The organism is Serratia sp. CY40230 (assembly GCF_052168835.1).
Classification (GTDB): Bacteria; Pseudomonadota; Gammaproteobacteria; order Enterobacterales; family Enterobacteriaceae; genus Serratia; species Serratia nematodiphila.
On sequence record NZ_JBJNLX010000001.1, the window covers coordinates 1,335,173 to 1,360,885 of the forward strand.

A 25,713-nucleotide genomic window follows, 5' to 3' on the forward strand; every position below is an offset into this window, starting at 1 on the left:
TATCCGTTTTAATAATAATAATCACGCCGCTTCGATATATAAATAATGCTACAGCGATTAATCCTCGCTTCTTTAACACTTCGCTTATTTCTGCGTAAAATTCAGATAAATTCGCATTGCTTCATATTCACTGAGCGCCGGGAAATAACCGGAATTAGCTGAATATTCTGATGGCCTGGTGGCGGCAGCTGGTTTATCTTGAGGCATTCTTGGTTTTCCGCCGGAGGATATCGGCAATGCCTCAACACTCACATGCGTCCGCCCTGCTTATCATCAACGGCAAAGGCGCCGGTAACGAAGAGCTGCGTCAGGCGGTCAACCGGCTGCGCAAAGAACAGATAACGTTGCACGTGCGCGTCACCTGGGAGCACGGCGATGCCGCGCGCTATGTCGCGGAAGCCGCGCAGCTCGGCGTCGGTACCGTCGTCGCCGGCGGCGGTGACGGCACCATCAACGAAGTGGCCGCCGCGCTGGTGCAGCTGCCGGCGCACAACCGGCCGGCGCTGGGCATCCTGCCGCTCGGCACCGCCAACGACTTCGCCATGGCGTGCAATATCCCTCCGTCCCCCGAACTGGCGCTGCAGCTGGCGATCAAGGGCCGTTCAGTGCCGATCGATCTGGCGAAGGTCAACGGCGAGCGCTACTTCATCAACATGGCCACCGGCGGCTTCGGCACCCGCATCACCACCGAAACGCCGGAGAAGCTGAAAGCGGCGCTGGGCGGCGTGTCCTACTTTGTGCACGGCCTGCTGCGCATGGATACGCTGCAGGCCGACCGCTGTGAAATCCGCGGGCCGGACTTCCGCTGGGCCGGCGAAGCGCTGGTGATCGGCATCGGCAACGGCAAACAGGCCGGCGGCGGCCAGGAACTGTGCCCCAGCGCGCTGATCAACGACGGCCTGCTACAGCTGCGCCTGCTGATCGCCGATGAACTGCTGCCGGCGCTGGTCGCCGCCCTGTTCAACGACGAAGAGAGCAACAGCATCCTCAGCGCGGCGCTGCCGTGGCTCGAGATCGACGCGCCGCATGAGATGACTTTCAACCTCGACGGCGAACCGCTCAAAGGCCGCCATTTCCGCATCGAAGTGTTGCCGCAGGCCATCGAATGCCGCCTACCGCCTAACTGCGCCCTGCTGGGCTGACCTTGTCGGGCGCAGCCGCTGCGCCCCGCTTCTTCCCCTCTGTTCACCCGCTTCCGCGCACGATCAAATGTGATCCTCTCCGGCAAATTCATTAATTCATACTTGTATGGTAGTTAGTTCATGGCGTATTTTCGCGCTATCTCTCCGCAGCTACAGGATGTGAAGGTTATGAAAATCGTCAACGCCGAGGTGTTCGTCACCTGCCCGGGGCGCAACTTTGTCACGCTGAAAATCACCACCGATGACGGCATCATCGGCCTCGGTGACGCCACGCTGAACGGGCGCGAATTGCCGGTGGCCTCTTACCTGAAAGATCACCTCTGCCCGCAGTTGATCGGCCGCGACGCGCAGCGGATCGAGGACCTCTGGCAATTCTTCTACAAAGGCGCTTACTGGCGGCGCGGCCCGGTGACCATGTCCGCCATTTCCGCCGTCGACATGGCGCTGTGGGACATCAAGGCCAAGGCCGCCAACATGCCGCTGTATCAGCTGTTGGGCGGTGCCTCGCGCTCGGGAGTGATGGTGTATTGCCATACCACCGGCCACTCGATCGACGAAGTGCTCGACGACTACGCCAAACATAAAGAGCAAGGCTTCAAGGCGATCCGCGTTCAATGCGGCGTGCCGGGCATGAAAACCACCTACGGCATGGCCAAGGGCAAAGGCCAGGCTTATGAGCCGGCCACCAAGGGCGACTGGCCGGAAGAGCAGCTGTGGTCGACGGAAAAATACCTCGACTTCACCCCCAAACTGTTCGACGCGGTGCGCAACAAGTTCGGTTTCAACGAGCACCTGCTGCACGACATGCACCACCGCCTGACGCCAATTGAAGCGGCGCGCTTCGGTAAAAGCGCCGAACCGTATCGCCTGTTCTGGATGGAAGATCCGACGCCGGCGGAAAATCAGGCCTGTTTCCGCCTGATCCGCCAGCATACCGTCACGCCGATCGCTGTCGGCGAGGTGTTCAACAGCATCTGGGACTGCAAACAGCTGATCGAAGAACAGCTGATCGACTACATCCGCACCACCCTGACGCACGCGGGCGGCATTACCGGCATGCGGCGCATCGCCGACTTCGCCTCGCTGTATCAGGTACGCACCGGTTCACACGGCCCTTCCGATCTGTCGCCGATCTGCATGGCGGCGGCGCTGCACTTCGATCTGTGGGTGCCAAACTTTGGCGTGCAGGAATACATGGGCTATTCCGAGCAAATGCTCGAGGTGTTCCCGCACAGCTGGACGTTCGACGACGGCTATATGCATCCGGGCGACAAGCCGGGCATCGGCATCGAGTTTGATGAGAAGCTGGCGGCCCGTTACCCCTATGAACCGGCCTACCTGCCGGTCGCGCGTCTGGAGGATGGCACCTTATGGAACTGGTAAACACCATGCGCAGCGTCGTGATCGAACAGCCCGGGCGCCTGGCGCTGCAGACGCGCGCGCTGCCGCAGCCGGCGGCCGGCGAGGTGCGGGTCAAGGTGAAATTCGCCGGCATCTGCGGCTCCGACGTCCATATCTATCACGGGCATAACCCGTTCGCCCGCTATCCGCGGGTGATTGGCCACGAGTTCTTCGGCCTGATCGATGCGCTGGGCGAAGGCGTCGATCCGGCGCGCCTCGGCGAACGCGTCTCGGTAGACCCGGTGGTGAGCTGCGGCCACTGCTATCCCTGTTCGGTCGGCCGCCCCAACGTCTGCACCTCGCTGCAGGTGATCGGCGTGCACCGCGACGGCGGCTTCAGCGACTACGCCTGCGTGCCGGCGCGCAACGCCTATCCGGTTCCGCCGGCCATCAGCGATCGCCACGCCGCGATGATCGAGCCCTTCAGCATCGCCGCCAACATTACCGCCCATCTGCAACCGCGCCCCGACGACATCGCGCTGATCTACGGCGCCGGGCCGATGGGGCTCACGGTGATCCAGACGCTGAAAGGGGTGTACGGCGTCAGGCAGGTGTGGGTCGTCGATCGCATCGCCGAGCGGCTGGAGATGGCGCGCGCCAACGGCGCCGACCAAACATTCAACAACGCCGAGGCCGCATTGCCGCAGGCGCTGCAGCAGCGCGGCGTTCAGCCGACGCTGATCGTCGATGCCGCCTGCCACCCCGCCATTTTACCGGAGGCGATCGCGCTGGCTTCGCCGGCGGCACGCATCGGCATCATGGGCTTTTCCGGCGACGCCTGCACCCTGACCCAGCAGAGCATCACCAGCAAGGAGCTGTCGATCTTCTCCTCGCGCCTGAACAGCGCGCGCTTTCCGCAGGTGATCGCCTGGATGGCGGACGGCAAGCTAGACCCGCAGCGGCTGCTCACCCACTGCGTACCCGCCGACGACGTCGAACGGGCGATGCAGATGTTCGAGCGGGATCAGCGCACCTGCTGCAAGGTGCTGCTGCAGTTCGAGTAACGCCAAGGCGGCATCGGGGCATGGGCGGCGCCCGCCGCCCATGCAAACAACGAAGCATCACGATTAAAACGACACCCAGTGGAGCGCTTTATGTTTAAAAACCTGCGTTGGACCATCGTGTTCCTGCTGTTCATGGTCTACATGATCAACTACCTCGACCGCGTGGCGCTGTCGATCACCGTGCCGATGATCGAACAGGATCTGATGCTGAACGCCGAACAGTTCGGTCTGATCTTCGGCAGCTTCTTCTTCGGCTACGCCATTTTCAACTTCGTCGGCGGGCTGGCGGTCGACCGCTTCGGCCCGACGCTGGTGCTGGGCGTGGCGGTCGGCCTGTGGTCCATCTTCTGCGGCATGACGGCGATCGCCACCGGTTTTTACTCAATGCTGATCCTGCGCGTCCTGTTCGGCATGGCCGAAGGGCCGATCTGCGCCTCGGCCAACAAGATGATCAACGGCTGGTTCCCGAAGAAACAGGCGGCGACCGCCGTGGGCCTGCTCAGCGCCGGTTCGCCGTTGGGCGGCGCGGTGGCCGGGCCGATCGTCGGCTATCTGGCGCTGGCGTTCGGCTGGCGGCCGGCGTTTATGATCATCTGCGCCATCGGCATCGTCTGGATGCTGGTGTGGTTCTTCGTGGTGGCGGATAACCCGGCGAAAAGCCAACGCGTCAGCAACGAAGAACGGGCGCTGATCGCACGGTTGAAACAGGAAAATCTCGGCGAGGAAAGCGCCTTGAGCGACGCCCCGCACGGGCTGGGTTACTACCTGAAGCAGCCGATCATTCTGGTCACCGCCTTCGCCTTCTTCTGCTACAACTACATCCTGTTCTTCTTCCTGAGCTGGTTCCCCTCGTATCTGGTGCAGGCGCACAACCTGAACATCAAAGAGATGAGCCTGACCACGATGATCCCGTGGATCGTCGGCTTCGTCGGGCTGGCGCTCGGCGGCTATATTTCCGACAAGATCTTCAACATCACCGGCAAATTGCTGCTGTCGCGCAAGATCGTGCTGGTCACCAGCCTGCTGGCGGCGGCGGTGTGCGTGGCGTTGGCGGGCACCGTCAGCAGCGTGGTGCCGGCGGTGATGCTGATGTCGGTGTCGATCTTCTTCCTCTACATTACCGGCGCTCTCTACTGGGCGATCATCCAGGACGTGGTGCATAAATCCCGGGTCGGCGGCGCCAGCGGGTTCATTCATTTGATCGGCAGCGTCTCCGGCATCATCGGGCCGATCGCCACCGGCTACATCGTGCAGAACACCGGCAAATTCGACAGCGCCTTTATGCTGGCGGGCGGCGTCGCCGCGCTGGGTGCGCTGCTGGTGCTGTTGGTGATCAAGGCGCCGCGCGCAACGGCGGGCGTGCAAATCTTAAAACCCTAACGCCAGACGGGGCGGCTTCGCCCCTTTGCTTACCTCTCCAGGGACATTGAACATGAGACTTTCCGACCACAGCGCGCTGCCGGCCGCCGTTATCCGGCCCGGCTACGCACGTGAGCGCGTGAAACCGCGCATGGCGCATATCGGCTTCGGCGCGTTTCACCGCGCGCACCAGGCGATGTACGCCGACAGGCTGGCCAGCGAGCACGGCAGTGACTGGGGCTACTGCGAAATCAGCATGCAGCACGGCCGGCAAAAGATCGCCGATCTACGGCAACAAGACCTGCTGTTCTCGGTGGCGGAGATGGACGACGACGGTTGGCGGGGCCGGGTCATCGGCGTGGTGCGCCAGGCGCTGCACCTGCAAACCGACGGGCTGGCGGCGGTGCTGGCGGCCCTGACGCAGCCCGAGATCGCCATCGTCTCGCTGACCATCAGCGAAAAGGGCTATTGCCACCACCCCGCCAGCGGCCGGCTGATGGCGGAACACCCGGCGATCGCGCATGATATCGCCCAGCCGGCACAGCCGCAGTCGGCGCCGGGGCTGCTGCTGGCGGCGCTGCGCCTGCGCCGTGAACGCGGGCTGCCGCCGTTCGCCGTGATGTCCTGCGATAACATGCCGGCCAACGGCCGGGTCACGCGCCAGGTGCTGGTCGAACTGGCGCAGCGGCAGGATCCGGCGCTGGCCGACTGGGTGCGTCAAGAGGTCGCCTTCCCTTCCACCATGGTGGATCGCATCGTGCCGGCGGTAACGCCGGAGACTCGCCGGCAACTGCGCACCTGGCTGGGCGGCGTCGAAGATGAGGTCGGCGTGGCCTGCGAGCCGTTCAGCCAGTGGGTCATTGAGGACCGATTTCCCCAGGGGCGCCCGGCCTGGGACAAGGTCGGCGCCGAACTGGTGAGCGACGTGCTGCCGTACGAGGAGATGAAGCTGCGCATGCTGAACGGCAGCCACTCGTTTCTCGCCTACCTCGGCTACCTGGCCGGTTATCAGCACATCGGCGACTGCATGCAGGATGCGGATTTTGTCCGCGCCGCCCGTCACCTGATGCTGGCGGAACAGGCGCCGACCCTGCAGGTGCCGAACGTCGATTTGGCGCAGTATGCCGACTCGCTGCTGCAGCGTTACCGCAACCGCGCGTTGAAACACCGCACCGCGCAGATCGCCATGGACGGCACGCAGAAGCTGCCGCAACGGCTGCTGGACGCGATCCGCTGGCATCTGGCGCGCGGCAGCCGCTTCGACTGCCTGGCACTGGGCGTCGCCGGCTGGATGCGCTACGTCGGCGGCCGTGATGAACAAAGCGAGCCGATCGCCATCAGCGATCCGCTGCGCGAGCGCCTCGCCGCGTTGGTCGCCGGCAGCGAGGAAGGCCGGCCCCGCGTCCTGGCGCTGCTGCAACTCGACAGCGTCTTCGGCCGCGATCTGCCCGATTCGCCTGACTTCGTCCACGCCGTCAGCCACGCTTATCACCAACTGCTGAGCCTGGGGGCCAAAGCCGCCGTCGCCGCTCTGCCGCTTACCGACCGGGAGGTTTCCGATGACCGTTACCACGCATAACGCCGTCAATACCGGCAATCAACCGCTGCTGCGGCGCGTCGCCAGCGCGTCGGCCATCGGCACCGCCGCCGAATACTATGATTTCTTCGCCTACGGCACCGCTGCGGTGCTGTTCTTCGGCCAGCTGTTTTTCCCCAGCGCCGATCCGCTGATCAGCACGCTGGCGGCCTTCGCCACCTACGCGGTCGGTTTCCTGGCGCGCCCGCTGGGCGGCATCGTGTTCGGCCATATCGGCGACAAAGTCGGCCGCAAGAAGGCGCTGGTGATCACCATCCTGATCGTCGGCCTCGGCACCTTTTGCATCGGCCTGCTGCCTACCTATGAGCAGATCGGCATCTGGGCGCCGATCGCGCTGATCTTTATCCGCGTGCTGCAGGGCTTCGGCGTCGGCGGCGAACAGGCCGGCGCGGTGCTGATGACCGCCGAATACGCGCCGCCGCCGCGGCGCGGTTTCTACGCCAGCTGGGTGCAGATCGGCGCGCCTGCCGGTTTCCTGCTGCCGTCCGGGCTGTTCGCGCTGCTGACCGCCCTGCTGTCGCCGGCGCAGATGCTGGACTGGGGCTGGCGCATTCCGTTCCTGCTCAGCCTGCTACTGGTGCTGGTCGGGCTGTTTATTCGCCTGAAGATCGACGAGTCGCCGGTGTTTACCCAGATCCGCGCCACCAAAGCGGTGGAGAGCCGGCCGGTGGTGGAAGTGGCCCGCCGCTATCCCGGCCTTATCGCCAAAGGGGTGTGCGCCAAGCTGATCGAAGCCTGCGCCTTCGCCATGTTCACCGTGATCGTGCTGGCCTACGGTAAGGCCAACCACCTCAACGAAAGCATTTTGCTGGAGGCGATGATCGTGGCGGTGCTGCTGGAGATTTTCGCCATTCCGCTGATGGGCCGCCTCTCCGATCGGCTGGGGCGCAAACCGGTTTACATCGCCGGCGCGCTGCTGCAGGTGGTGTGCATCGTGCCGTTCTTTATGGCGATCAACCTCGATAATTTCTGGGTGACGCAGATCGCCATGATCGTGGTGCTGACCTTCGGCCACAGCATGTGCTACGCGCCGCAGGCCTCCTACTTCCCGGAGCTGTTCCCCACCCGCGTGCGCTGCAGCGGCATCGCGCTGATCTGGCAGATCGGCTCGCTGATCGGCAGCGGCATTCTCGGGCTGCTGGCGGTGAAGATCCTGCAGGTGACCGGCGGCCATTACTACGGGCTGGCCGGTTACATGATGGTGCTGGGCGTGGTGTCGGCCCTCGGCCTGAGCCTGATGCCGGAAACCGCGCCAGAACGGCGCAAGCAGGAATATCAGGATTGGCATCACTGAGTTCCCCTGCCTGGCGGGTGGATTTATCCCCCCGCCCTCAACCAATAATCTGCTAGTATGGTGGCATTCGAATTCCAGCCAGATGCTTGATTGTCGCCATGTCTGAAACGTACAGTCTCACCAACAACGTCCCGGTCAACCAGCAGATCTATCGCTTCCTGCGCAAAGATATCGTCGACTGCACCATCCCCCCCGGCACCCTGCTGTCCGAGAAAGAGATCTCCACCCGCTTTTGCGTTTCGCGCCAGCCGGTGCGCGAAGCCTTCATCAAGCTGGCGGAGGCCGGTCTGGTGCAGATCCTGCCGCAGCGCGGCACCTTTGTGATGAAGATTTCCGCCAAGCGCGTGGCCGACGGGCGCTTTATCCGTCAGGCGGTGGAATGCGCCATCGTTCGCCGCGCGGCCGAGCGCGCCACTCCGGCGCAGCTGATGACGCTGGAGCATAACCTGCACCGTCAAGAGCTGGCGGCGCAGAACGGGCAAACGCGCGAATTTTTGGCGCTGGACGACGAGTTCCACCAGCTGCTGACCCAGTTTGCCGACTGCCCGCTGGCGTGGGAGACCATCGAAACCATCAAGGCCACCATGGATCGGGTGCGTTTCCTCAGCCTGAGCGAAGTCTCGCCGCCGGAGAGCCTGATCAAGCAGCACTACCGTATCTACGAAGCGCTGAAAGCGCGCGATGCCGAGGCGGCGGAGCGCGCCATCCACGATCATCTGCAGGAGATGATCTACTCCATCACCCCGATCGCCCAACAGAATACCGCGTGGTTCGAGATCGAATAATCAACCGCTTAGCGCGCCGGGGGCGATCGCCCCCGCGTATTTGGCCACGCAAATGGCATTTCCTCTCAATCGCATCTATTGTTTGTCCTTGCCGGAGCAAGTTCGGTAGCATCGCTTTACAGCTTCAATCACCGCTTTTTACTGCGCCGGTGGTCAAAAACCCTTGCATTGCCGGTGTATGAAGAAGCTTAATCGGGAGTGAATCATGACTGATATTGTGCAGTTGCTAGGAAAGGAAGCGGAAGATCTGCTGCAACACCGCTGTACCACTATCCCCGCCGAGAATCTCTACCTGCCGGGCGCCGACTTCGTCGACCGCGTAATGATCGATAACAACCGCCCCAACAGCGTGCTGCGTTCGATGCAAACCCTGTTCAACCACGGTCGCCTGGGCGGCACCGGTTATCTGTCTATCCTGCCGGTCGACCAAGGCATCGAGCACTCCGCCGCCGCCTCGTTCGCCGCCAACCCGCTGTATTTCGATCCGAAGAACATCGTCGAGCTGGCGATTGAAGCCGGCTGTAACTGCGTCGCCTCCACCTACGGCGTGCTGGCGTCGGTATCGCGCCGCTATGCGCATAAAATTCCGTTCCTGGTCAAACTCAACCACAACGAAACGCTGAGCTACCCGACCCAGTACGACCAGACCCTGTACGCCAGCGTCGAGCAGGCGTTCAACATGGGGGCAGTGGCGGTCGGCGCCACCATTTACTTTGGTTCAGAGCAGTCGCGCCGCCAGATCGAAGAGATCTCGATCGCCTTCGAGCGCGCGCATGAGCTGGGGATGGTCACCGTGCTGTGGGCCTATCTGCGCAACCCGGCGTTCAACAAAGACGGCGTGGACTACCACTCCAGCGCCGATCTGACCGGCCAGGCCAACCACATCGCCGCCACCATCGGCGCCGACATCGTCAAACAGAAAATGGCGGAAAACAACGGCGGCTACCGCGCGGTGAAATTCGGCTATACCGACGACCGCGTCTACACCAAGCTGACCACCGATCACCCGATCGATCTGGTGCGCTACCAGCTGGCCAACTGCTACATGGGCCGCGCCGGGCTGATCAACTCCGGCGGCGCCGCCGGTGAGAACGATCTGCAGGAATCGGTGCGCACCGCGGTGATCAACAAACGCGCCGGCGGCATGGGCCTGATCCTGGGGCGTAAAGCCTTCAAGAAATCGATGAAAGATGGCGTGGCGCTGATCAACGCCGTGCAAGATGCCTATCTGGACAAGAAGGTCACCATCGCCTGATGTGACGGACCGCCTGTCCCAAAGCCCGGCTAGCCGGGCTTTTTTGTGCCCGTTCCCCTAAATCCTACGCCGCCAACCTTCTCTTTCTTTCACTTTAAACTTTCAAAATAAAATATTTATCTTTCAAATTGTGATCTATTTAAAACAAATAGCCCAACAAAGTGACTACTGTAAGGCCCATGGCGACAGAGCCGCCGTTCGCTCCAGGCCATAACAGTCCATTACAGGAGAACATAATGATTGAGCTAATCACCCACGGCGCCGAGTGGTTTATCGGCCTGTTTCAGAAAGGCGGTGAAGTGTTTGTCGGCATGGTGACCGGCATTTTACCTTTGTTGATCAGCCTGTTGGTTATCATGAACGCGCTGATCAAATTTGTTGGCCAGGAACGTATCGAACGATTGGCGCAGCGCTGCGCGGGCAACCCCGTTTCGCGTTATCTGCTGCTGCCGCTGATTGGCACCTTTGTCTTCTGCAACCCGATGACCCTCAGCCTGGGGCGCTTCATGCCGGAGAAATACAAGCCGAGCTACTACGCGGCGGCCTCCTACAGCTGCCACTCGATGAACGGCCTGTTTCCACACATCAACCCCGGCGAGCTGTTCGTTTACCTCGGCATCGCCAGCGGCCTGACCACCCTCGGCCTGCCGCTCGGCCCGCTGGCGGTGAGCTATTTCCTGGTGGGGCTGTTCACCAACTTCTTCCGCGGCTGGGTCACCGATCTGACCACCAGCCTGTTCGAACGCAAGATGGGCATCCGTCTGGATCGCCAGGTGCAACTTTAATTCGTGGAGTGCAGCATGAGTGCTTATATCCGTATTGAAAAAGGCGCCAGCGGCTGGGGTGGCCCCCTGGAGCTGCCGATCGAACCCGGCAAAAAAGTGGTGTACATCACCGCCGGCACCCGGCCTTCCATCGTCGATCGCCTCAGCGAATTGACCGGCTGGCCCGCCGTCGACGGTTTCAAAGAGGGCGAGCCGCCGGCGGAAGAGATCGGCGTGGCGGTGATCGACTGCGGCGGCACCCTGCGCTGCGGCCTGTACCCGAAACGCCGCATTCCGACGGTCAACATCCACGCCACCGGCCAGTCCGGCCCGCTGGCGCAGTTTATCCTCGAAGACATCTATGTCTCCGGCGTGCGCGACCACAACATCAGCCGAATCGAAGCGGCAGATAGCCAACCCGCCGCCGCCGATGCAGCGCCGCCCAAGGCGCGCGACTACGACACCAGCAAAAAGATCACCGAGCAAAGCGACGGGCTGCTGGCGAAGGTCGGCATGGGCATGGGATCGGTGGTGGCGGTATTTTTCCAGGCCGGGCGCGACACCATCGACACCGTGCTGAAGACCATCCTGCCGTTTATGGCGTTCGTCTCGGCCTTGATCGGCATCATCATGGCCTCCGGCCTCGGGGACTTTATCGCTCACGGCCTGACGCCGCTGGCCAACAGCCCGATCGGCCTGGTGACGCTGGCGCTGATCTGTTCATTCCCGCTGCTGTCGCCGTTCCTCGGCCCCGGCGCGGTCATCGCCCAAGTGATCGGCGTGCTGGTCGGGGTGCAGATCGGCCTTGGCCATATTCCGCCGCAGCTGGCGCTGCCCGCGCTGTTCGCCATCAACGCGCAGGCCGCCTGCGACTTTATTCCGGTCGGCCTGTCGCTGGCGGAAGCCAAACAGGACACCGTGCGGGTCGGCGTGCCTTCAGTGCTGGTCGGCCGCTTCCTGACCGGCGCGCCGACGGTTCTGATCGCCTGGGCCGCCTCGGCCTTCATTTATCAATAATGTGATCCCCAGGGAGACGTTTATGCACACCATTTTTCACACCACCATCACGCAGATCGGCGGCTGCGCCCGCGACGCGTTGCTGGACAACATGCTGATCACCTTCCGTGAAGGCGCCCCGGCGGATATCGAAGAGTTCTGCTTCATCCACCGCCACGGTGCAACCGCCGGCGAGCTGCAGGTCGGCGGCGTGATGGAACTGGCGCAGCAGCGCTACGCCATCACCGCCGTCGGCAGCGTCGCCACGCAGAATCTGCGCGAGCTGGGCCATATCACCGTGCGCTTCGACGGCGAAGCCGAAGCCGAATTTCCCGGCTCGATCCACGTATCCGGCCCGACGCCGACCGATATCCCGTTGGGCAGCACGCTGTCATTTATCGCATAAGGAGTAGACCATGTCTGAAGTAGCTGTAGTGATTGGCGGCGGCCAAACGTTAGGTGCCTTTTTGAGCCACGGGTTGGCGCAGGCCGGTTATCGGGTGGCGGTGGCCGATCTGAACGCCGACAACGCCAGTCTGGTGGCACAGCAGATCAACGAAGAGTACGGCACAGGCAGCGCCTGCGGTTTTCAGGCCGACGCCACCGACGAGCAGAGCGTGATCGCGCTGGCGGCGGCGGTTGACCGGGCGTTTGGCCAGGCCAATCTGCTGGTGTACAGCGCCGGCATCGCCAAGGCGGCGCCGATTACCGATTTCCCGCTGGGGGACTTCGACCGCTCGCTGCAGGTGAACCTGGTGGGCTATTTCCTCTGCGCCCGCGAGTTCTCGCGCCTGATGATCCGCGACGGCATCGCCGGGCGCATCATCCAGATCAACTCCAAGTCCGGCAAGGTCGGCAGCAAGCACAACTCCGGCTACAGCGCCGCCAAGTTCGGCGGCGTGGGGCTGACGCAGTCGCTGGCGCTCGATCTGGCGGAGTACGGCATCACCGTGCATTCGCTGATGCTCGGCAACCTGCTGAAGTCGCCGATGTTCCAGTCGCTGCTGCCGCAGTACGCGCAAAAACTGGGCATCGCGCCGGATCAGGTGGAGCAGTACTACATCGACAAGGTGCCGCTGAAGCGCGGCTGCGACTACCAGGATGTGCTGAACACCCTGCTGTTCTACGCCAGCGATAAGGCCTCTTACTGCACCGGCCAATCGATCAACATCACCGGCGGCCAGGTGATGTTCTGACGCCACCGGCGCCCCCTTCCACGGAAGGGGGCGTAAGGAGAACCCCCATGACACAAGCTTTGATCGCCTTCGCGCTGCTGGCCTGGCTGCTGCAAATCGCCTTCGGCTGGTGGCAACTGCAACGTTTCAACCGCGCCTTCGACGGTTTATGCCGGCTGGGCGCCGTGGGCGTCGGCCGTTCCGGCGGCCGTTTCCGCCCGCGGGTGGTGCTGGCGCTGGCCTTCGACGCCGATCGGCGGGTGTGCGGCAGCCTGTTGCTGCGCGGCCTGACCGTCTTCGCCCGGCCCCGCCCGCTGCCTCATTTGCACGGTTTGCATCAGCGGGATTTGCGCCCGGATGTGATCTTCCCCGAGGATCGCACATGCCAGTCTGCACTATCGTTAGCGATTGAACCCAAATCGTGATATTTTCACATTAAAAGGCATTACCTTTCATAGTGAATTATTCAGCGAGGGAAAATGCCCCACTCTTGTGAACGGGAATCGCGATGAAACCAAAGCAGCGGCAGGCCGCTATCCTTGAATATCTGCAGCGGCATGGCAAAACGGCAGTGGACGCCCTGGCCGAGCACTTCTCCACCACCGGCACCACCATCCGCAAGGATCTCACCCTGCTGGAAGAAGAAGGCGAGGTGATCCGCACCTACGGCGGCGTGGTGCTCAGCCGCGACGACGGCGATCAGCCGATCGACCGCAAAACCCATATCAACACCGAGAAAAAACGCCAGATCGCCAGCGCCGCCGTGGCGCTGATCGCCGACGGCGACTCGCTGATCTTCGACGCCGGCAGCACGGTGCTGCAGATGGTGCCGCACCTGGCGCAGTTCAACAACATCACGGTGATGACCAACAGCCTGACCATCGTCAACGCGCTGGTGGAACTGGACAACGATCAGACCATCCTGATGCCCGGCGGCACCTACCGCAAAAAATCGGCCTCGTTCCACGGCAGCCTGGCGGAATCGGCGTTTCAGCAGTTCAGCTTCGACAAGCTGTTTATCGGCGCGGACGGCGTCGATCTCAACGCCGGTGTCACCACCTTCAATGAAGTGCACAACGTCAGCAAAGCGATGTGCGAAGCCGCCGGCCGCATTATTCTTTTGGTGGACTCCTCGAAATTCGGCCGCAAGAGCCCGAACGTGGTGTGCGAACTCAGCGCCGTCGATACGCTGATCACCGACCGAGACATCAACCCCGATTACCTCGCCGCCCTGCAGGCGAAAGGCATCAATATCATTCTGGTAGGAGACCCCGATGAGTAACGCCAACGCCCTGCTCGCCTTCGCCCGCGAAACGCTGGAGATCGAGCTGACCGAAGCGCAACGCCTGCTGGCGCGCCTGGATGACAACTTCGTCTGCGCCTGCGAGCTGCTGCTGAACTGCCGCGGCAAAGCGGTGATTTCCGGCATCGGCAAGTCCGGCCATATCGGCAAAAAAATCGCCGCGTCGCTGGCCAGCACCGGCACGCCGTCGTTCTTCGTGCATCCGGCGGAGGCGCTGCACGGCGATCTCGGCATGATCGGCGCCGACGACGTGGTGGTGTTCATCTCCTATTCCGGCCGCGCCAAAGAGCTGGATCTGATCCTGCCGCTGCTGGCGGAGAACGGCATTCCGGTGATCGCCATCACCGGCGGCAAAGAGTCGCCGCTGGCGCTGGCCGCCGCCTGCGTGCTGGATATCGGCGTTGAGCGCGAAGCCTGCCCGATGGGGCTGGCGCCCACCTCCAGCGCGGTCAACACCCTGATGATGGGCGACGCTCTGGCGATGGCGCTGATGCGCCAGCGCGGTTTCAACGCGGAAGACTTCGCCCGCTCGCACCCGGGCGGCAGCCTGGGCGCGCGCCTGCTGAACCGCGTGCATCACCTGATGCGCACCGGCGATCGCCTGCCGCGCGTGAGCGAAAGCGCCAACGTGATGGAGGCGATGCTGGAACTGAGCCGCACCGGGCTGGGGTTGGTGGCGGTCTGCGACGCGCAGCAGCGGGTGGTGGGCGTATTTACCGACGGCGACCTGCGCCGCTGGCTGGTGAAGGGCAATAGCCTGCAGGATCCGCTCAGCCCGGCGATCACCCGCCCCGGCTATCGGCTGCCGGAGCAGTGGCGCGCCGGAGAGGCGCTGGAAGCGCTGCACGAACAGCACATCAGCGCGGCCCCGGTGGTCAACATGGACGGCGTGCTGGTGGGGGCGCTCAACCTGCACGATCTGCATCAGGCCGGCATCGGCTGATCGGTGCCGGGGGCGCCGGCAGCGGCGCCCCCGGTCAGATTATTTCCAGTCGGGATTGTTCTCGAACTGCTGCTTCAGCAGCGCCTTCATGTCTTCATCCGGCTTGCCGAGCCACTGGTACTTAGCATATTTCTTCGGATGATCGACGGCTTCCGGCCGATCTTCCACCTCGACCCGCACGCCCCAGGCCTGGGATTTGTCCGCGTTGAACGCCACGATCAAAAAGTTGTTGCCGCAGTCGTGCGGTTTGCACAGATTGCCGACCAGATACTCTTTGCCTTTCCAGTTCAGATTCTGCGCCGGCGTAGAGGTGCCGACGCCCTTGCGCGCCCAGCCCGGCATCCGCGCCTGGCCTTTGACCATGTTTTGCCAGCTGGCCTGATACCCCGGCTGCTGAATCAAATCCGACGTGGTGACGATCTGCTGGGCAAAGCTGCCCGCGCTGAAGCTGAGCAGTGCGCCGAAGAGGGCGCAACGCAGCGCCTGGTGTCCCGTCATAGTCCTTCTCCCTAGGTTAAATCAGGTTTCGCCCATAAAACCGGGCCTGAACTAGTCAGACCACAGTTGCGGCAAAAAGTTGACTCACCACCAGGCGTGAAAATGATGCACCGGCCCAATGCCGTGCCCCACTTCCAGCGTATCCGCCTGTTGCAGCGCTTGTTGCAGGTAGTCCTTGGCGGCGGCCACCGTGGCCGCCCAGTCGGCATGGCGCGGGCGCAGCGCCGCCAGCGCGGCCGAGAGCGTGCAACCGGTGCCGTGGGTATGGCGGGTGGCGACGCGCGGCGCGGTAAAGCGCTGCTCGCCTTCGGCGGTAAACAGCCAGTCCGGGCTCTCGCTTTCGCTCAGGTGGCCGCCCTTCATCAGCACCGCCCGGCAGCCCATCGCCAGCAGCGCCCGCCCCTGCTCGCGCATCTGCGCTTCATCTTCCGCCGGCGCGCACGCCAGCAGCGCCGCCGCTTCCGGCAGGTTCGGCGTAATGATCGACACCAGCGGCAACAGCTCGCGCCGGATAGACTCTACCGCCTCCGGCGCCAGTAACGGATCGCCGCTTTTCGCCAGCATCACGGTATCCAGCACCACGAATTCCGGCCGGTAATGACGCAGGCGTTCGGCCACCGCCTGCACGATGTCGGCGTTGGCCAGCATGCCGATCTTGACGCTGTCGATGCGCACGTCGCTGAACACCGAATCCAGCTGCGCGGCGACGAACGCCGGATCGATGTAATACACCGACTGCACGCCGCGGGTATTCTGCGCCACCAGCGCGGTGATCACCGAAGTGCCGTAGGCGCCAAGCGCCGAGAAGGCCTTCAAATCGGCCTGAATGCCGGCGCCGCCGCTGGGATCGGTGCCGGCGATGGTCAGCGTGTTAATACGTTTCATCACAGATCCTCTCCGCGCAGTTGATACAGGGCGTCGAGGAACGCCGGCGTAAAGCTGCCCGGCCCGGCGGCCTGCCTGGCCGCGAGGCCGCCGCAGTGTGACATCACCCGACAGGCGGTCGCCACGTTGTCCAGGCGATCGCCCGGCAGGGCGCAAAACGCCGCCGCCACCGCCGACAGCGCGCAGCCGGTGCCCACCACCCGCGTCATCAGCGAGGAGCCGCCTTCGATCGCCCAGTCGCGTTGGCCGTCGGTGACGTAATCCACCGCGCCGGTGACCGCCACCACCGCGCCGCTGCGCCGCGCCAGCTCACGCGCGGCGGGCAATGCCGCCAAGGAATCGTCGCCGCTGTCCACGCCGCGGCCGCTGGCCAGCAACCCGCTGAGCGCCATGATTTCCGAGGCGTTGCCGCGTATCGCCGCCGGTTTTTCGTCCAGCAGCTGTTTGGCGAAGGCGGTACGGTAGGAAAGCGCGCCGACCGCCACCGGATCCAGCGTCCAGGGCTTGCCGGCCTGATTGGCGGCGGCCACCGCCGCCCGCATCGATTCGGCGCGCAGCGCGTTGAGGGTACCGACGTTGATCAGCAGGCCGTCGGCCAGCGCGCTGAACTGCGCCGCCTCTTGCGGCTCCACCACCATCGCCGGGGAGGCGCCGAGCGCCAGCAGCACGTTGGCAGTCAGCGATTGCACCACTTCGTTGGTCAGGCAGTGGATCAGCGGAGGCCGCTGTTGGAATTGGGTCAGGCAGGCCGCGGCGCGGGCGCCGGGTAGTGCATCAGGTCGAGCGATCATATTCCTCCCAACCGGCGTTCAAGAAGGCGGCGCCGGTTGAGCGGCCGTGACTTCCCTACGCTGGCATTATCCAGATCAGGTAATACGGGTATTTCTCAGCCTTCACGCGGAAGGGCACCCCGAGTCATGAAAATCAATAGGTTGTGATCAACGCTGCGTTAATCCCTGCAGGGGATCATGCCAGCGGCGGCGCGGACAAACAAGCGATTAAATTGGCTCGCGCCTAAGCGATGCTTCCCTCTTTTCCCGCCAGATACAGGCTCAGCACGCCGGGCAGCTCCGCCAGGGTAAACGCCACGTTCTGCGGCGCCGTTTTGAAGATGTGGTGCAAGGTGCCGGCCACCAGGCTTTGCAACAGCCGGGTTTGCTGCAGGATCTCCGCTTCGGCGGTCTCGGGGCGGCGCAGCTGCAGCACTCGGGCGATCAGCGCCAGGAAGCTGGACTTTTCATCCGGCAGGTTCATTTCCCGCATCACCGGCAGGTAGTCGGCGTGCTCGCGCAGGTACTGCGCATAGGGAGAAAACAGCCGCTGGATCACCTCTTCAGCGGAGAGGCGCCGCCACTCGTCGTCGCTGGCCAACGCCATGTCGCGCACCAGCGCCTCGATCGATTCGGTGTGCCGATCCGCCAGCGCCTTGATCACCGCGTGGCGATCGGGGAAAAAGTGATACATCGAGCCGATGGAGGTTTTGGCGTGCTTGGCGAGCCGCTGCATGCTGAGCGCCGCCAGCCCGTCCTGCGCCACGATCGCCGCCGCCGAATCCAGAATGGTTTGTACGCGTTGCCGCCCTCTTTCCTGCTGCGGCTCTCGCCCGGTGATGTGTTCGTCGATTTGCATATTCGTTTCTGCCCGCTGTCATCAACGCATTATACCCATTTGCCGCCGCGAAGGCAGGGTGACACAAAAAACTAGATTAACTCCTCTAGTTTAGAGTAGAGTATTTATTCTAGTTTCTCCTTGCGCAAGCGTGGGGAAGACAAACAGTGACCTCACTCACTGAAAAAGAGTCATTCCATTCGGCCCGTCGACCAAGCCAATCGCCAGAGAACGCCCTATGCCCGACAAAAAACTGCTTATCACCTGCCTGACCGCGCTGCTGCTCACCGGGTGCTCACCGGCACCGTCCATGGTGGTGTTCGGCGCTTCGTTCCCCGACTGGCTGTTTTGCCTGTGCGGCAGCGTGGCGGGCATGGTGGCGATCCACCTGCTGCTGCGCACCCCGGAAAAACGCGCCTGGCTGGCGCCGCAGCTGCTGACCTATCCGGCGCTGACCGCGCTGATCGCCATGCTGACCTGGTTACTGGTTTTCCCCCACTGAGACTGACGCCATGACCCAACCACAAACCTCCAACAAGCGCAGACTGCTGGTGCTTACCCTCCTGGCGTTGACGCTCATCGTGGCCGCCGTCGTCGTCTGGCGGGTGGAAAACGCCCCCACTACCGACGATGCCTACGCCTATGCCGACACCATCGACGTAGTGCCGGAGGTGAACGGCCGCATCGTCGAGATGCCGATCCGCGACAACCAGGAAGTGCGACGAGGCGATCTGCTGTTCCGCATCGATCCGCGCCCTTACCAGGACGCGCTGGCGGCCAGCGAAGCGCGCCTGATCACGCTGAATGAACAGATCAAACTGACGCAGCGTTCGGTCAACGCGCAGCAGTACAACGCCGAATCGATGAACGCCATCGTCAAACGCTCGCAGGCGCTGGTGGCGCAGGCGACCGACACCCTCAACCGCCGGCAGAAGCTGCTCGGCAAGAACTACGTTTCGGCGGAAGAAGTGGAAACCGCCCGCACCTCCCAGCGCTCGGCGCAGGCGGAACTGCAGGCCGCATTGCTGCAGGCGAAACAGGCGGAAGCCGCCGTCAGCGGCGTCGAAGCCCTGGTCGCGCAGCGCGCCGAAGTGCAGGCCGACATCGCCATCGCCAAACTGAACCTGGAGTTCACCGAGGTGCGAGCGCCGTTCGACGGCCGCATCGCCTCCCTGAAAACCACCGTCGGCCAATATGCCTCCAGCGCCAAACCGGTGTTCACGCTGATCGACACCCGCCACTGGTACGTGGTCGCCAACTTCCGCGAAACCGACCTGAAAGGCGTGCATCCCGGCGTGCCGGCCACGCTGTATTTAATGAGCGACGCCGGCCAGACCTTCAGCGGCAAGGTGGAGTCGGTCAGCTACGGCGTGCAGCCCGACGACGGCGGCACCGTGCTGGGCGGACTGCCCAACGTGTCGCGCAACATCAACTGGGTGCACGTTTCTCAGCGCTTCCCGGTCAAGATCGCGGTAGAGGCTCCCAACCCGGCGCTGTTCCGCGTGGGCGCTTCGGCGGTGGCCAAGCTGAACCTGCGCCATGAAGAATAAAACGATGTCTCGCGGCTGGCTGTCCCGGTTGATCGACGAGCTGCGCCCTTCGGACAGCCGCATGAACCTGGTGATCCGCGCCCTGCTCTCCAGCGCGATCGCCATCGTGATCTCGCAGACGCTGCAGGTACCGTGGCTGGCGCTGTCGCTGATCGCGGTCTTCTTTATCACGCAGTCCAATATCGTGATCACCCGCGCAATCGGCATCCTGTTTTTCGTCAGCTCCACGCTGGCGATCGGCGCCGCTATCCTGGTGCTGAAGTTCACCTACGACTACCCGATGCTGCGCATCTTGCTCTCCAGCGCGCTGTTTTTCCTCAGCGTGTTCCTGATGCGGGTGACCAAGGTTGGGGTGCTGTTCTTCCTGATGGCGCTGGTGGTGATCTACACGCAAAGCTTTGTCGATCTCACTCCGCAGGCGGAAGTGGTGATACGGCTGGTGCTGTGGGTATGGGTGGCGATCAACTACGCCATCCTGCTCACCCTGATCGTTAATACCCTGCTGCTGCCGGCCGAACCGCTGAAACAGCTAAAGGGCCGGATGAACGCGGTGTTGGACGAAACCCGCGCTATGTTGACCAACGGCGGCGAGACGCGCGATCTGAGCGCCATCTCCCAGCACGCCACCGAGCTGCATAAGCTGCTGCGCTTTTCGGTGATGCGCAGCGATCGCTGCCGCGCCAACGAGCCCGGTTATCTGGCGCTGATCACCCTGGTGTTACAGCTCAATATCCTGGCCTACCAGCTGCCGCCGGCTTTCGGCGCGGCCGCGCGTCAATTGGCGCAAGAGATAGATGCAGCCTGCCGCGCACTGCAAACCGCGATAAGCCACGACAGCGCGCTGCGATTTTCCGTCGCGATCGCCGGCAGCGACGATCCGCAGGTGCCGGCGCCGCTCAATGAAATGGCCGGCCTCCTGCAGGTCTACGCCAACCGCAGCGACTACGCCGACGCCCTGCAGGCCGCGCCGCCACCGAAAGTGCCCTTCTTTACCCCCGACGCCCTGACCAACCCGGTTTACATCCAGTTTTCGTTGAAAACGCTGCTGACCGTGCTGGTCGCCTACGTGTTTTATACCGCCGTCGATTGGTCCGGCATTCATACCATCATGCTGAGCTGCCTGATCGTGGCGCAGCCCAGCCTCGGCGCCACACAGCGGCGGGCGCGGCTGCGTCTCGGCGGCGCGGCGATCGGCAGCCTGCTGGCGCTGATCTCGGTGGTGTGGATCATGCCTCACCTCGACAGCCTCGTCGGCTTGCTGCTGCTGACGCTGCCGGTGATCGCCCTCTCCGCCTGGATCGCCGCCGGCTCCGAGAAAATAAGCTATGCCGGGGTACAGATCCTGTTCACCTTTTCTCTGGCGCTGCTGGAAAGCTTCAGCCCGGTCACCGGGCTGACCGAGATCCGCGATCGCCTGATCGGCATCGTGCTGGGGGTAGGGTTCGCCACCTTCATTCACGCCACGCTGTGGCCGGAATACGAAGGGGAGTCACTGCGGCAGCAGGTTGCCAACGTGCTGCGGGAACTGTCGCGCTTCCTCGGCGGCGAGAACACAAACGCCATCGGCATCTGGCAAAAGATCGAGGGCTGCGAAGCGGTAGTGGCCCGGGTGACGCTGGAGCCCACCTGGCAGCTGGCGGACGATAACCATGAAAGCTTCACCCGGCATATCCAACTGATCTTTAACCAGACGCGCAGCCTGTTGCTGACCAGCGAAAAGCTCAACACCTATCTGGCAGGCAGTGGCGCGGCGCTGTCCGCGCAGGAACGCCAGGCGCTGTTCGAGGTGCAACGTCAGGGCGGGCGCGTTCTCGCCGAGTATGCGGCGCAGCTTTCACGTGCGCCGCAAGCGTTGCGGGCGCCCGACTTTCATCCACCGTTGGCCGCCCTGCACGCCGACACCGTGCGCCACCTGGCTCAGGAGCTGAGCGACGGGGTCAATCGCCTGCCCGCCTGGGGCGACGCCTAGCATTTTCCGTTTGTGGCCATGCACGCCCGGCGCCATGCGCTATAGTGAGCAAAAACCACCGGGAGATGCCATGCAAATAAGACCTTACCAAGAGGCCGATCGCCCCTTCCTGCGCACGCTGTACCTGGCGTCACGCAAGGCGGCGTTCGGTTGGCGCGATACCTCGAACTATCAGTTGGAAGATTTCGACCGCGCGACGCTGGGCGAAGCGATTTGGGTGGCGGAAGACGGCGGCGTGCTGCTGGGATTCGTATCCATCTACCGCGAAGACAACTTCATTCATAACCTGTATGTCGATCCCCATCAGCCGCCGCGCGGCGTCGGCAGTGCGCTGCTGCAAGCGGCGCAAGCCACCTTCACCGCCACCGGCTCGCTGAAATGCCTGGTGAAAAATGAAAAAGCGCTGGCGTTCTACCGCAAACACGGCTGGCGCATCATCTCCACCGGCAACGACGGCGAAGAAGATTATTACCTGATGCACTCACCGGCACGCTAGCTCTTACCCGCGGCATCCGGCATGCCGCGCAGCGTCAGCCGCCAAAACAGCAGTGCGCTCAGGCTGACGCCCGCTCCCAGCCAGCAGACGCCGCTCCAGCCCGCCCAGGCGTACATATGGGTGCCGGCAAAGGCGCCCAGCCCGCTGCCGACGGCGTAAAACAGCATGTAGCAGCCCACCAGCCGGCTATGCGACTGCGGGTGGGCGCTGAAGATCATGCTCTGGTTCAGCACGTGGATCGCCTGGCCCGCCAGATCCAGCAGCACAATGCCCGCCACCAGCCAAACCAGGCCGCTGCCGAGCAAACCGAGCGGCAGCCAGGCCAGCGTCAACAGCAGCAGACACGCGCCGCTGGCCACCTGCCCCAGCCCGCGATCCGCCAGATGCCCGGCGCGCACCGCCGCCAGCGCGCCCACCGCGCCGACCAGGCCGAACGCTCCCACCGCGGCATGGGTGAAGTTGAACGGCGCCTGGCTCAGCGGCAACACCAGCGAACTCCAAAAGAGGCTGAAAGCGCCGAACATCAGCAGCGCCAGCATGCCGCGAATTTGCAGCGTGCGGTCACGCAGCAACAGGCTCAGCATTGAACGCAGCAGCGCGGGATAACTCAGCGTGCTGGGCGCGGTGCGCGGCGCAGGCTGCAGGCGCGACAGGATCGGCAGCAATACCAGCGTCACTCCGGCTGAGAAGAAGTACACCGTGCGCCAGCCGCCGACGTCCGCCAGCGCGCCGGAGAGAGTGCGCGCCAGCAACAGCCCCAGCACCACCCCGCCCTGCGCCGCGCCGACCACCCGCCCGCGCTCCTGCGGCGCCGCCAGGGCGGCGGCGAATGCGATCAGCCCCTGCGTCATGGCGGTGCCCAGTAGCCCCACCAGCAACATCCCCGCCAGCAGCCAGGGCGCGCTGTGCGCCCAGCACACCAGCAGCAGCGCGCCGATCAGCCCCAGCTGTTGCCCCGCCAGCAATCGATGCCGGTTCAACCGATCCCCCAGCGGCACCACCAACAGCAACGCCAGCGCGCAGCCCAACTGAGTCACTGTGATCACCATGCCGACCGCCGCCAGGCTGATGGAAAAATCACGGGCAATGGCGTCCAGCAGCGGCTGCGCATAATAAACGTTGGCCACGCTAAAGGCGCTGGCACCGGCCAACAGCAGCACCAGGGCGGCCGGCAGACGCCCCAGCGCCGCACAGGGGGGATCCAGCAGTTTGTCGCTCATCGCACACCTCAACCTGGTTTCATAATTAAACCCAATGAACTTTAGATGCGAAGGTTTTATAATGCAACCAGAATATGTCGCTGGAGATAAACGCCGTGAAACGTAAAAGCCTGGAAGACGCGCCGTGCCCGGTAGCGCGCACGCTGGATGTGATTGGCGACTGGTGGTCGCTGCTGATCGTGCGCGACGCCTTCGACGGCGTCACCCGCTTTAGCGAATTTCAAAAAGGGCTGGGGATGGCGAAGAACATTCTTGCCACCCGGCTGCGCGCCCTGGTGACGCACGGCGTGCTGGAGATCGTGCCCGCCGCGGACGGCAGCGCCTATCAGGAGTATGTGCTGACCGAGAAAGGCCGCGCGCTGTTTCCGGTGATCGTTGGCCTGCGCCAGTGGGGGGAAGATCATCTGTTCGCCGAGGGAGAGGCGCACTCAACGCTGGTGGAAAGCGACAGCGGCCGCCCCGTGCCGCGCCTGACGCCGATCGGCAGCGCCGGGCAGACGCTCACCCCGCTGAATACCCGGGTGGTGAAGGTGGGGGAACGCTTTGAGCCGTCTTTTAACAATCCCCAATTAGCGATAAAAGAAACACTTCCAACCGAAATCGCCGCACAGATCGACGCCGCATGCAACGTGCTGACAGAGCAACTCGGCGAGACACTCTTGGGCATCCATCTGTATGGATCCGCGGTCGATGGCGGTCTTAAACCCAACAGCGATATCGACATCTTGGTCGTCATCAGCAAGCCGCTGATGTCAACCACTCGGGCCGCCCTCATGAAAGCTTTGCTGACCGTGTCGGCTCCGCCAGGTGCCGACAGTATTTTTCGCCCGCTGGAAGTCACCGTGCTGGTACAGACCGACATCAAACCCTGGCGCTATCCGCCACGACGTGAGTTACAGTTTGGCGAATGGCTGCGTGAAGAGTTGCTGGTGGGAATTGTCTCCCCCGCCACCTTGGATCCTGATGTGGCGATCCTGCTTACCAAAGCCCGGCAGCATCATCGACATCTGTTCGGCGCCTCCTTTGAACTCCTGTATGACAGCGTCCCTCGCAGCGACTTCATCGCCGCGCTCACCGATACCCTGAGTCAATGGAACGAGCCTGATGACTGGCATGGCGACGAATGCAACATTGTGCTGGCGCTGGCGCGCATCTGGTTCAGCGCGGCGACCGGTCGGATCGCCCCCAAAGATGTGGCCGCCGAATGGCTGCTGGAACGCTTGCCATCTGAACACCAGCCGGTACTCAGCACCGCGCGGCGAATTTATCTCGGACAAGCGATAGATGATCTGCCTCAGCATCAGCAGCCGTTGGCAGCATTCATCGGCTATGCCAAAACGACGATCGCAAGTCTATTGACGACAACAGCATCGCAATAAGACGCAGGCCTGTCGACACCACTTATTGATGCAGGGACGGATTTTGTTCATGGCCGCCGCCCCCTGCATGATTCACTTCGCAGCGCCATCCGGGTAATGTATAGTCCGCGTTTTACGGAGAACCCATGCTGACTAACTCATCCATTCGTCTGAACAAATACATTAGCGAGAGCGGTATCTGCTCACGCCGCGACGCCGATCGATACATCGAACAGGGCAACGTTTTCATCAACGGTAAACGCGCCACCGTTGGCGCCCAGGTATTTGCCGGCGATGTCGTGAAGGTTAACGGTCAGTTGATCGAACCGCGTAACGAAGAAGATCTGGTGCTGATCGCGCTGAACAAACCGGTCGGCATCGTCACCACCACCGAAGACGGCGAACGCGACAACATCGCTGACTTCGTCAACCACAGCAAACGTATCTTCCCGATCGGCCGTTTGGACAAGGATTCGCAGGGGCTGATCTTTCTGACCAACCACGGCGATCTGGTCAACAAGATCCTGCGCGCCGGCAACAATCACGAGAAAGAGTATCTGGTGACGGTCAACAAGCCAGTGACCGACGAGTTTATTCGCGGCATGGGCGCCGGCGTGCCGATGCTTGGCACGGTGACCAAAAAGTGCAAGGTGAAGAAAGAAGCGCCGTTCGTGTTCCGCATCACGCTGGTGCAGGGGCTGAACCGCCAGATCCGCCGCATGTGCGAACACTTCGGCTATGAGGTCACCAAGCTGGAACGCACGCGCATCATGAACGTCAGCCTGAAAGGGTTGCCGCTGGGCGAGTGGCGCGATCTGACCGATGACGAGCTGATCGAACTGTTCAAGCTGATTGAAGGCTCCTCGTCCGAGGCCAAGCCGGCGAAAAAAGCCCCGGCCAAATCCGCCGCGGCGAAAAAGCCGAGCGCCGGAGGGCCAAAAAGCGCCGACAAAGCCGCTGCGCCGGCCGGCCGCAAGCGCTTTACCCAGCCGGGGCGCAAGAAAAAAGGGCGTTAAACGCCCTCCCCCGCCAGCCCGCCGTTGCGCGGGCTTTTTTATCGTGAAAGTCAGCCACAGGCCGCCACTGAGTTCTCACCATAAAAAAGGCCCGC

General features: G+C 63.0%; 26 protein-coding genes, 1 pseudogene and 1 riboswitch. Of the genes and pseudogenes, 22 read left to right on the plus strand and 5 right to left on the minus strand.

Annotation, left to right across the window (positions count from 1 at the left end):
- The first annotated feature begins 236 nt into the window (after positions 1–236).
- The 15 genes from yegS to gutQ all read left to right on the plus strand — a co-directional run bounded on the left by yegS (position 237) and on the right by gutQ (position 15,018).
- Entirely contained in the window at positions 237–1,142 is a 906-nt protein-coding gene (gene yegS / locus ACJ8IJ_RS06295; protein ID WP_015378742.1) for a lipid kinase YegS, read from the plus strand.
- Positions 1,143–1,310: 168 nt separating this feature from the next.
- Positions 1,311–2,525 carry a D-mannonate dehydratase ManD gene (manD, locus tag ACJ8IJ_RS06300; RefSeq protein ID WP_015378743.1) on the plus strand — a complete coding sequence of 405 codons (1,215 nt, stop codon included), beginning with the start codon at positions 1,311–1,313 and terminating at the stop codon, positions 2,523–2,525.
- 5 nt (positions 2,526–2,530) lie between these two features.
- A complete protein-coding gene (locus ACJ8IJ_RS06305) occupies positions 2,531–3,547 on the plus strand; it encodes a Zn-dependent oxidoreductase (protein WP_161800768.1) in 1,017 nt (338 codons plus the stop codon).
- A gap of 90 nt (positions 3,548–3,637) precedes the next feature.
- A complete protein-coding gene (locus ACJ8IJ_RS06310; RefSeq protein ID WP_015378745.1) occupies positions 3,638–4,927 on the plus strand; it encodes an MFS transporter in 1,290 nt (429 codons plus the stop codon).
- Positions 4,928–4,979: 52 nt separating this feature from the next.
- A complete protein-coding gene (locus ACJ8IJ_RS06315) occupies positions 4,980–6,485 on the plus strand; it encodes a mannitol dehydrogenase family protein (protein ID WP_442518363.1) in 1,506 nt (501 codons plus the stop codon).
- Positions 6,466–7,797 carry an MFS transporter gene (locus tag ACJ8IJ_RS06320; protein ID WP_004941539.1) on the plus strand — a complete coding sequence of 444 codons (1,332 nt, stop codon included), beginning with the start codon at positions 6,466–6,468 and terminating at the stop codon, positions 7,795–7,797. The genes ACJ8IJ_RS06315 and ACJ8IJ_RS06320 overlap by 20 nt, the downstream gene beginning before the upstream one ends.
- Before the next feature lie 98 nt (positions 7,798–7,895).
- Positions 7,896–8,582: a GntR family transcriptional regulator gene (locus ACJ8IJ_RS06325; RefSeq protein WP_004941533.1), complete on the plus strand. Its 687-nt coding sequence runs from the start codon at positions 7,896–7,898 to the stop codon at positions 8,580–8,582.
- A gap of 205 nt (positions 8,583–8,787) precedes the next feature.
- Entirely contained in the window at positions 8,788–9,837 is a 1,050-nt protein-coding gene (fbaB, locus tag ACJ8IJ_RS06330; RefSeq protein WP_015378749.1) for a class I fructose-bisphosphate aldolase, read from the plus strand.
- A gap of 236 nt (positions 9,838–10,073) precedes the next feature.
- The gene (srlA, locus tag ACJ8IJ_RS06335; protein WP_004941528.1) at positions 10,074–10,622 is read left to right on the plus strand and encodes a PTS glucitol/sorbitol transporter subunit IIC; all 549 of its coding nucleotides are present in this window, start codon (positions 10,074–10,076) and stop codon (positions 10,620–10,622) included.
- 15 nt (positions 10,623–10,637) lie between these two features.
- Positions 10,638–11,618 carry a PTS glucitol/sorbitol transporter subunit IIB gene (gene srlE, locus ACJ8IJ_RS06340; protein WP_033632370.1) on the plus strand — a complete coding sequence of 327 codons (981 nt, stop codon included), beginning with the start codon at positions 10,638–10,640 and terminating at the stop codon, positions 11,616–11,618.
- Positions 11,619–11,640: 22 nt separating this feature from the next.
- Positions 11,641–12,003 carry a PTS glucitol/sorbitol transporter subunit IIA gene (srlB, locus tag ACJ8IJ_RS06345; protein ID WP_004941520.1) on the plus strand — a complete coding sequence of 121 codons (363 nt, stop codon included), beginning with the start codon at positions 11,641–11,643 and terminating at the stop codon, positions 12,001–12,003.
- A gap of 10 nt (positions 12,004–12,013) precedes the next feature.
- Positions 12,014–12,793, plus strand: coding sequence for a sorbitol-6-phosphate dehydrogenase (gene srlD, locus ACJ8IJ_RS06350; RefSeq protein ID WP_015378751.1), 780 nt, complete (start codon positions 12,014–12,016; stop codon positions 12,791–12,793).
- A gap of 47 nt (positions 12,794–12,840) precedes the next feature.
- Entirely contained in the window at positions 12,841–13,197 is a 357-nt protein-coding gene (gene gutM / locus ACJ8IJ_RS06355; RefSeq protein ID WP_442518364.1) for a transcriptional regulator GutM, read from the plus strand.
- A gap of 83 nt (positions 13,198–13,280) precedes the next feature.
- Positions 13,281–14,054, plus strand: a complete 774-nt coding sequence (gene srlR, locus ACJ8IJ_RS06360) for a glucitol operon DNA-binding transcriptional repressor SrlR (RefSeq protein ID WP_004941511.1) — start codon at positions 13,281–13,283, stop codon at positions 14,052–14,054.
- Complete coding sequence (gutQ, locus tag ACJ8IJ_RS06365) at positions 14,047–15,018, plus strand: arabinose-5-phosphate isomerase GutQ (protein WP_004941509.1); 972 nt, start codon at positions 14,047–14,049, stop codon at positions 15,016–15,018. The genes srlR and gutQ overlap by 8 nt, the downstream gene beginning before the upstream one ends.
- 39 nt (positions 15,019–15,057) lie before the next feature.
- On the opposite strand, the gene ACJ8IJ_RS06370 is transcribed toward gutQ, so the two are convergent.
- From ACJ8IJ_RS06370 to ACJ8IJ_RS06385, 4 genes are all read right to left on the minus strand, one after another.
- Entirely contained in the window at positions 15,058–15,516 is a 459-nt protein-coding gene (locus ACJ8IJ_RS06370) for an inhibitor of vertebrate lysozyme family protein (protein WP_411295652.1), read from the minus strand.
- Positions 15,517–15,600: 84 nt separating this feature from the next.
- A complete protein-coding gene (thiD, locus tag ACJ8IJ_RS06375) occupies positions 15,601–16,401 on the minus strand; it encodes a bifunctional hydroxymethylpyrimidine kinase/phosphomethylpyrimidine kinase (protein ID WP_004941504.1) in 801 nt (266 codons plus the stop codon).
- Complete coding sequence (thiM, locus tag ACJ8IJ_RS06380) at positions 16,401–17,192, minus strand: hydroxyethylthiazole kinase (RefSeq protein ID WP_131165048.1); 792 nt, start codon at positions 17,190–17,192, stop codon at positions 16,401–16,403. The genes thiD and thiM overlap by 1 nt, the downstream gene beginning before the upstream one ends.
- 35 nt (positions 17,193–17,227) lie before the next feature.
- Positions 17,228–17,324: riboswitch (TPP riboswitch) on the minus strand.
- A gap of 91 nt (positions 17,325–17,415) precedes the next feature.
- Positions 17,416–18,030 (minus strand): TetR/AcrR family transcriptional regulator, encoded by a 615-nt coding sequence (locus tag ACJ8IJ_RS06385; RefSeq protein WP_004941499.1) that lies wholly within the window; start codon positions 18,028–18,030, stop codon positions 17,416–17,418.
- A 217-nt stretch (positions 18,031–18,247) separates the two neighbouring features.
- On the opposite strand from ACJ8IJ_RS06385, the gene ACJ8IJ_RS06390 reads away from it, so the two are divergent.
- The 4 genes from ACJ8IJ_RS06390 to ACJ8IJ_RS06405 all read left to right on the plus strand — a co-directional run bounded on the left by ACJ8IJ_RS06390 (position 18,248) and on the right by ACJ8IJ_RS06405 (position 22,024).
- Complete coding sequence (locus ACJ8IJ_RS06390) at positions 18,248–18,511, plus strand: YtcA family lipoprotein (RefSeq protein ID WP_131165049.1); 264 nt, start codon at positions 18,248–18,250, stop codon at positions 18,509–18,511.
- A gap of 10 nt (positions 18,512–18,521) precedes the next feature.
- The gene (mdtN, locus tag ACJ8IJ_RS06395; RefSeq protein ID WP_131165050.1) at positions 18,522–19,559 is read left to right on the plus strand and encodes a multidrug transporter subunit MdtN; all 1,038 of its coding nucleotides are present in this window, start codon (positions 18,522–18,524) and stop codon (positions 19,557–19,559) included.
- Positions 19,549–21,528 (plus strand): FUSC family protein, encoded by a 1,980-nt coding sequence (locus tag ACJ8IJ_RS06400; protein WP_257214280.1) that lies wholly within the window; start codon positions 19,549–19,551, stop codon positions 21,526–21,528. Before mdtN ends, ACJ8IJ_RS06400 begins: the two co-directional genes overlap by 11 nt.
- A gap of 70 nt (positions 21,529–21,598) precedes the next feature.
- Entirely contained in the window at positions 21,599–22,024 is a 426-nt protein-coding gene (locus ACJ8IJ_RS06405; protein WP_004941487.1) for a GNAT family N-acetyltransferase, read from the plus strand.
- Here ACJ8IJ_RS06405 and ACJ8IJ_RS06410 read toward each other — a convergent pair.
- A complete protein-coding gene (locus tag ACJ8IJ_RS06410; RefSeq protein ID WP_442518365.1) occupies positions 22,021–23,244 on the minus strand; it encodes an MFS transporter in 1,224 nt (407 codons plus the stop codon). The two genes, ACJ8IJ_RS06405 and ACJ8IJ_RS06410, sit on opposite strands and share 4 nt — an antisense overlap.
- A 95-nt stretch (positions 23,245–23,339) precedes the next feature.
- On the opposite strand from ACJ8IJ_RS06410, the pseudogene ACJ8IJ_RS06415 reads away from it, so the two are divergent.
- The 3 genes and pseudogenes from ACJ8IJ_RS06415 to rluF form a co-directional block, all read left to right on the plus strand.
- Positions 23,340–23,777 (plus strand): annotated as a pseudogene (locus ACJ8IJ_RS06415) (winged helix-turn-helix transcriptional regulator); the annotation flags it as partial.
- Positions 23,778–23,819: 42 nt separating this feature from the next.
- Positions 23,820–24,623 carry an aminoglycoside adenylyltransferase family protein gene (locus ACJ8IJ_RS06420; RefSeq protein ID WP_369324567.1) on the plus strand — a complete coding sequence of 268 codons (804 nt, stop codon included), beginning with the start codon at positions 23,820–23,822 and terminating at the stop codon, positions 24,621–24,623.
- Positions 24,624–24,748: 125 nt separating this feature from the next.
- Entirely contained in the window at positions 24,749–25,618 is an 870-nt protein-coding gene (gene rluF / locus ACJ8IJ_RS06425; RefSeq protein ID WP_021504493.1) for a 23S rRNA pseudouridine(2604) synthase RluF, read from the plus strand.
- The last annotated feature ends 95 nt before the right edge of the window (positions 25,619–25,713 follow it).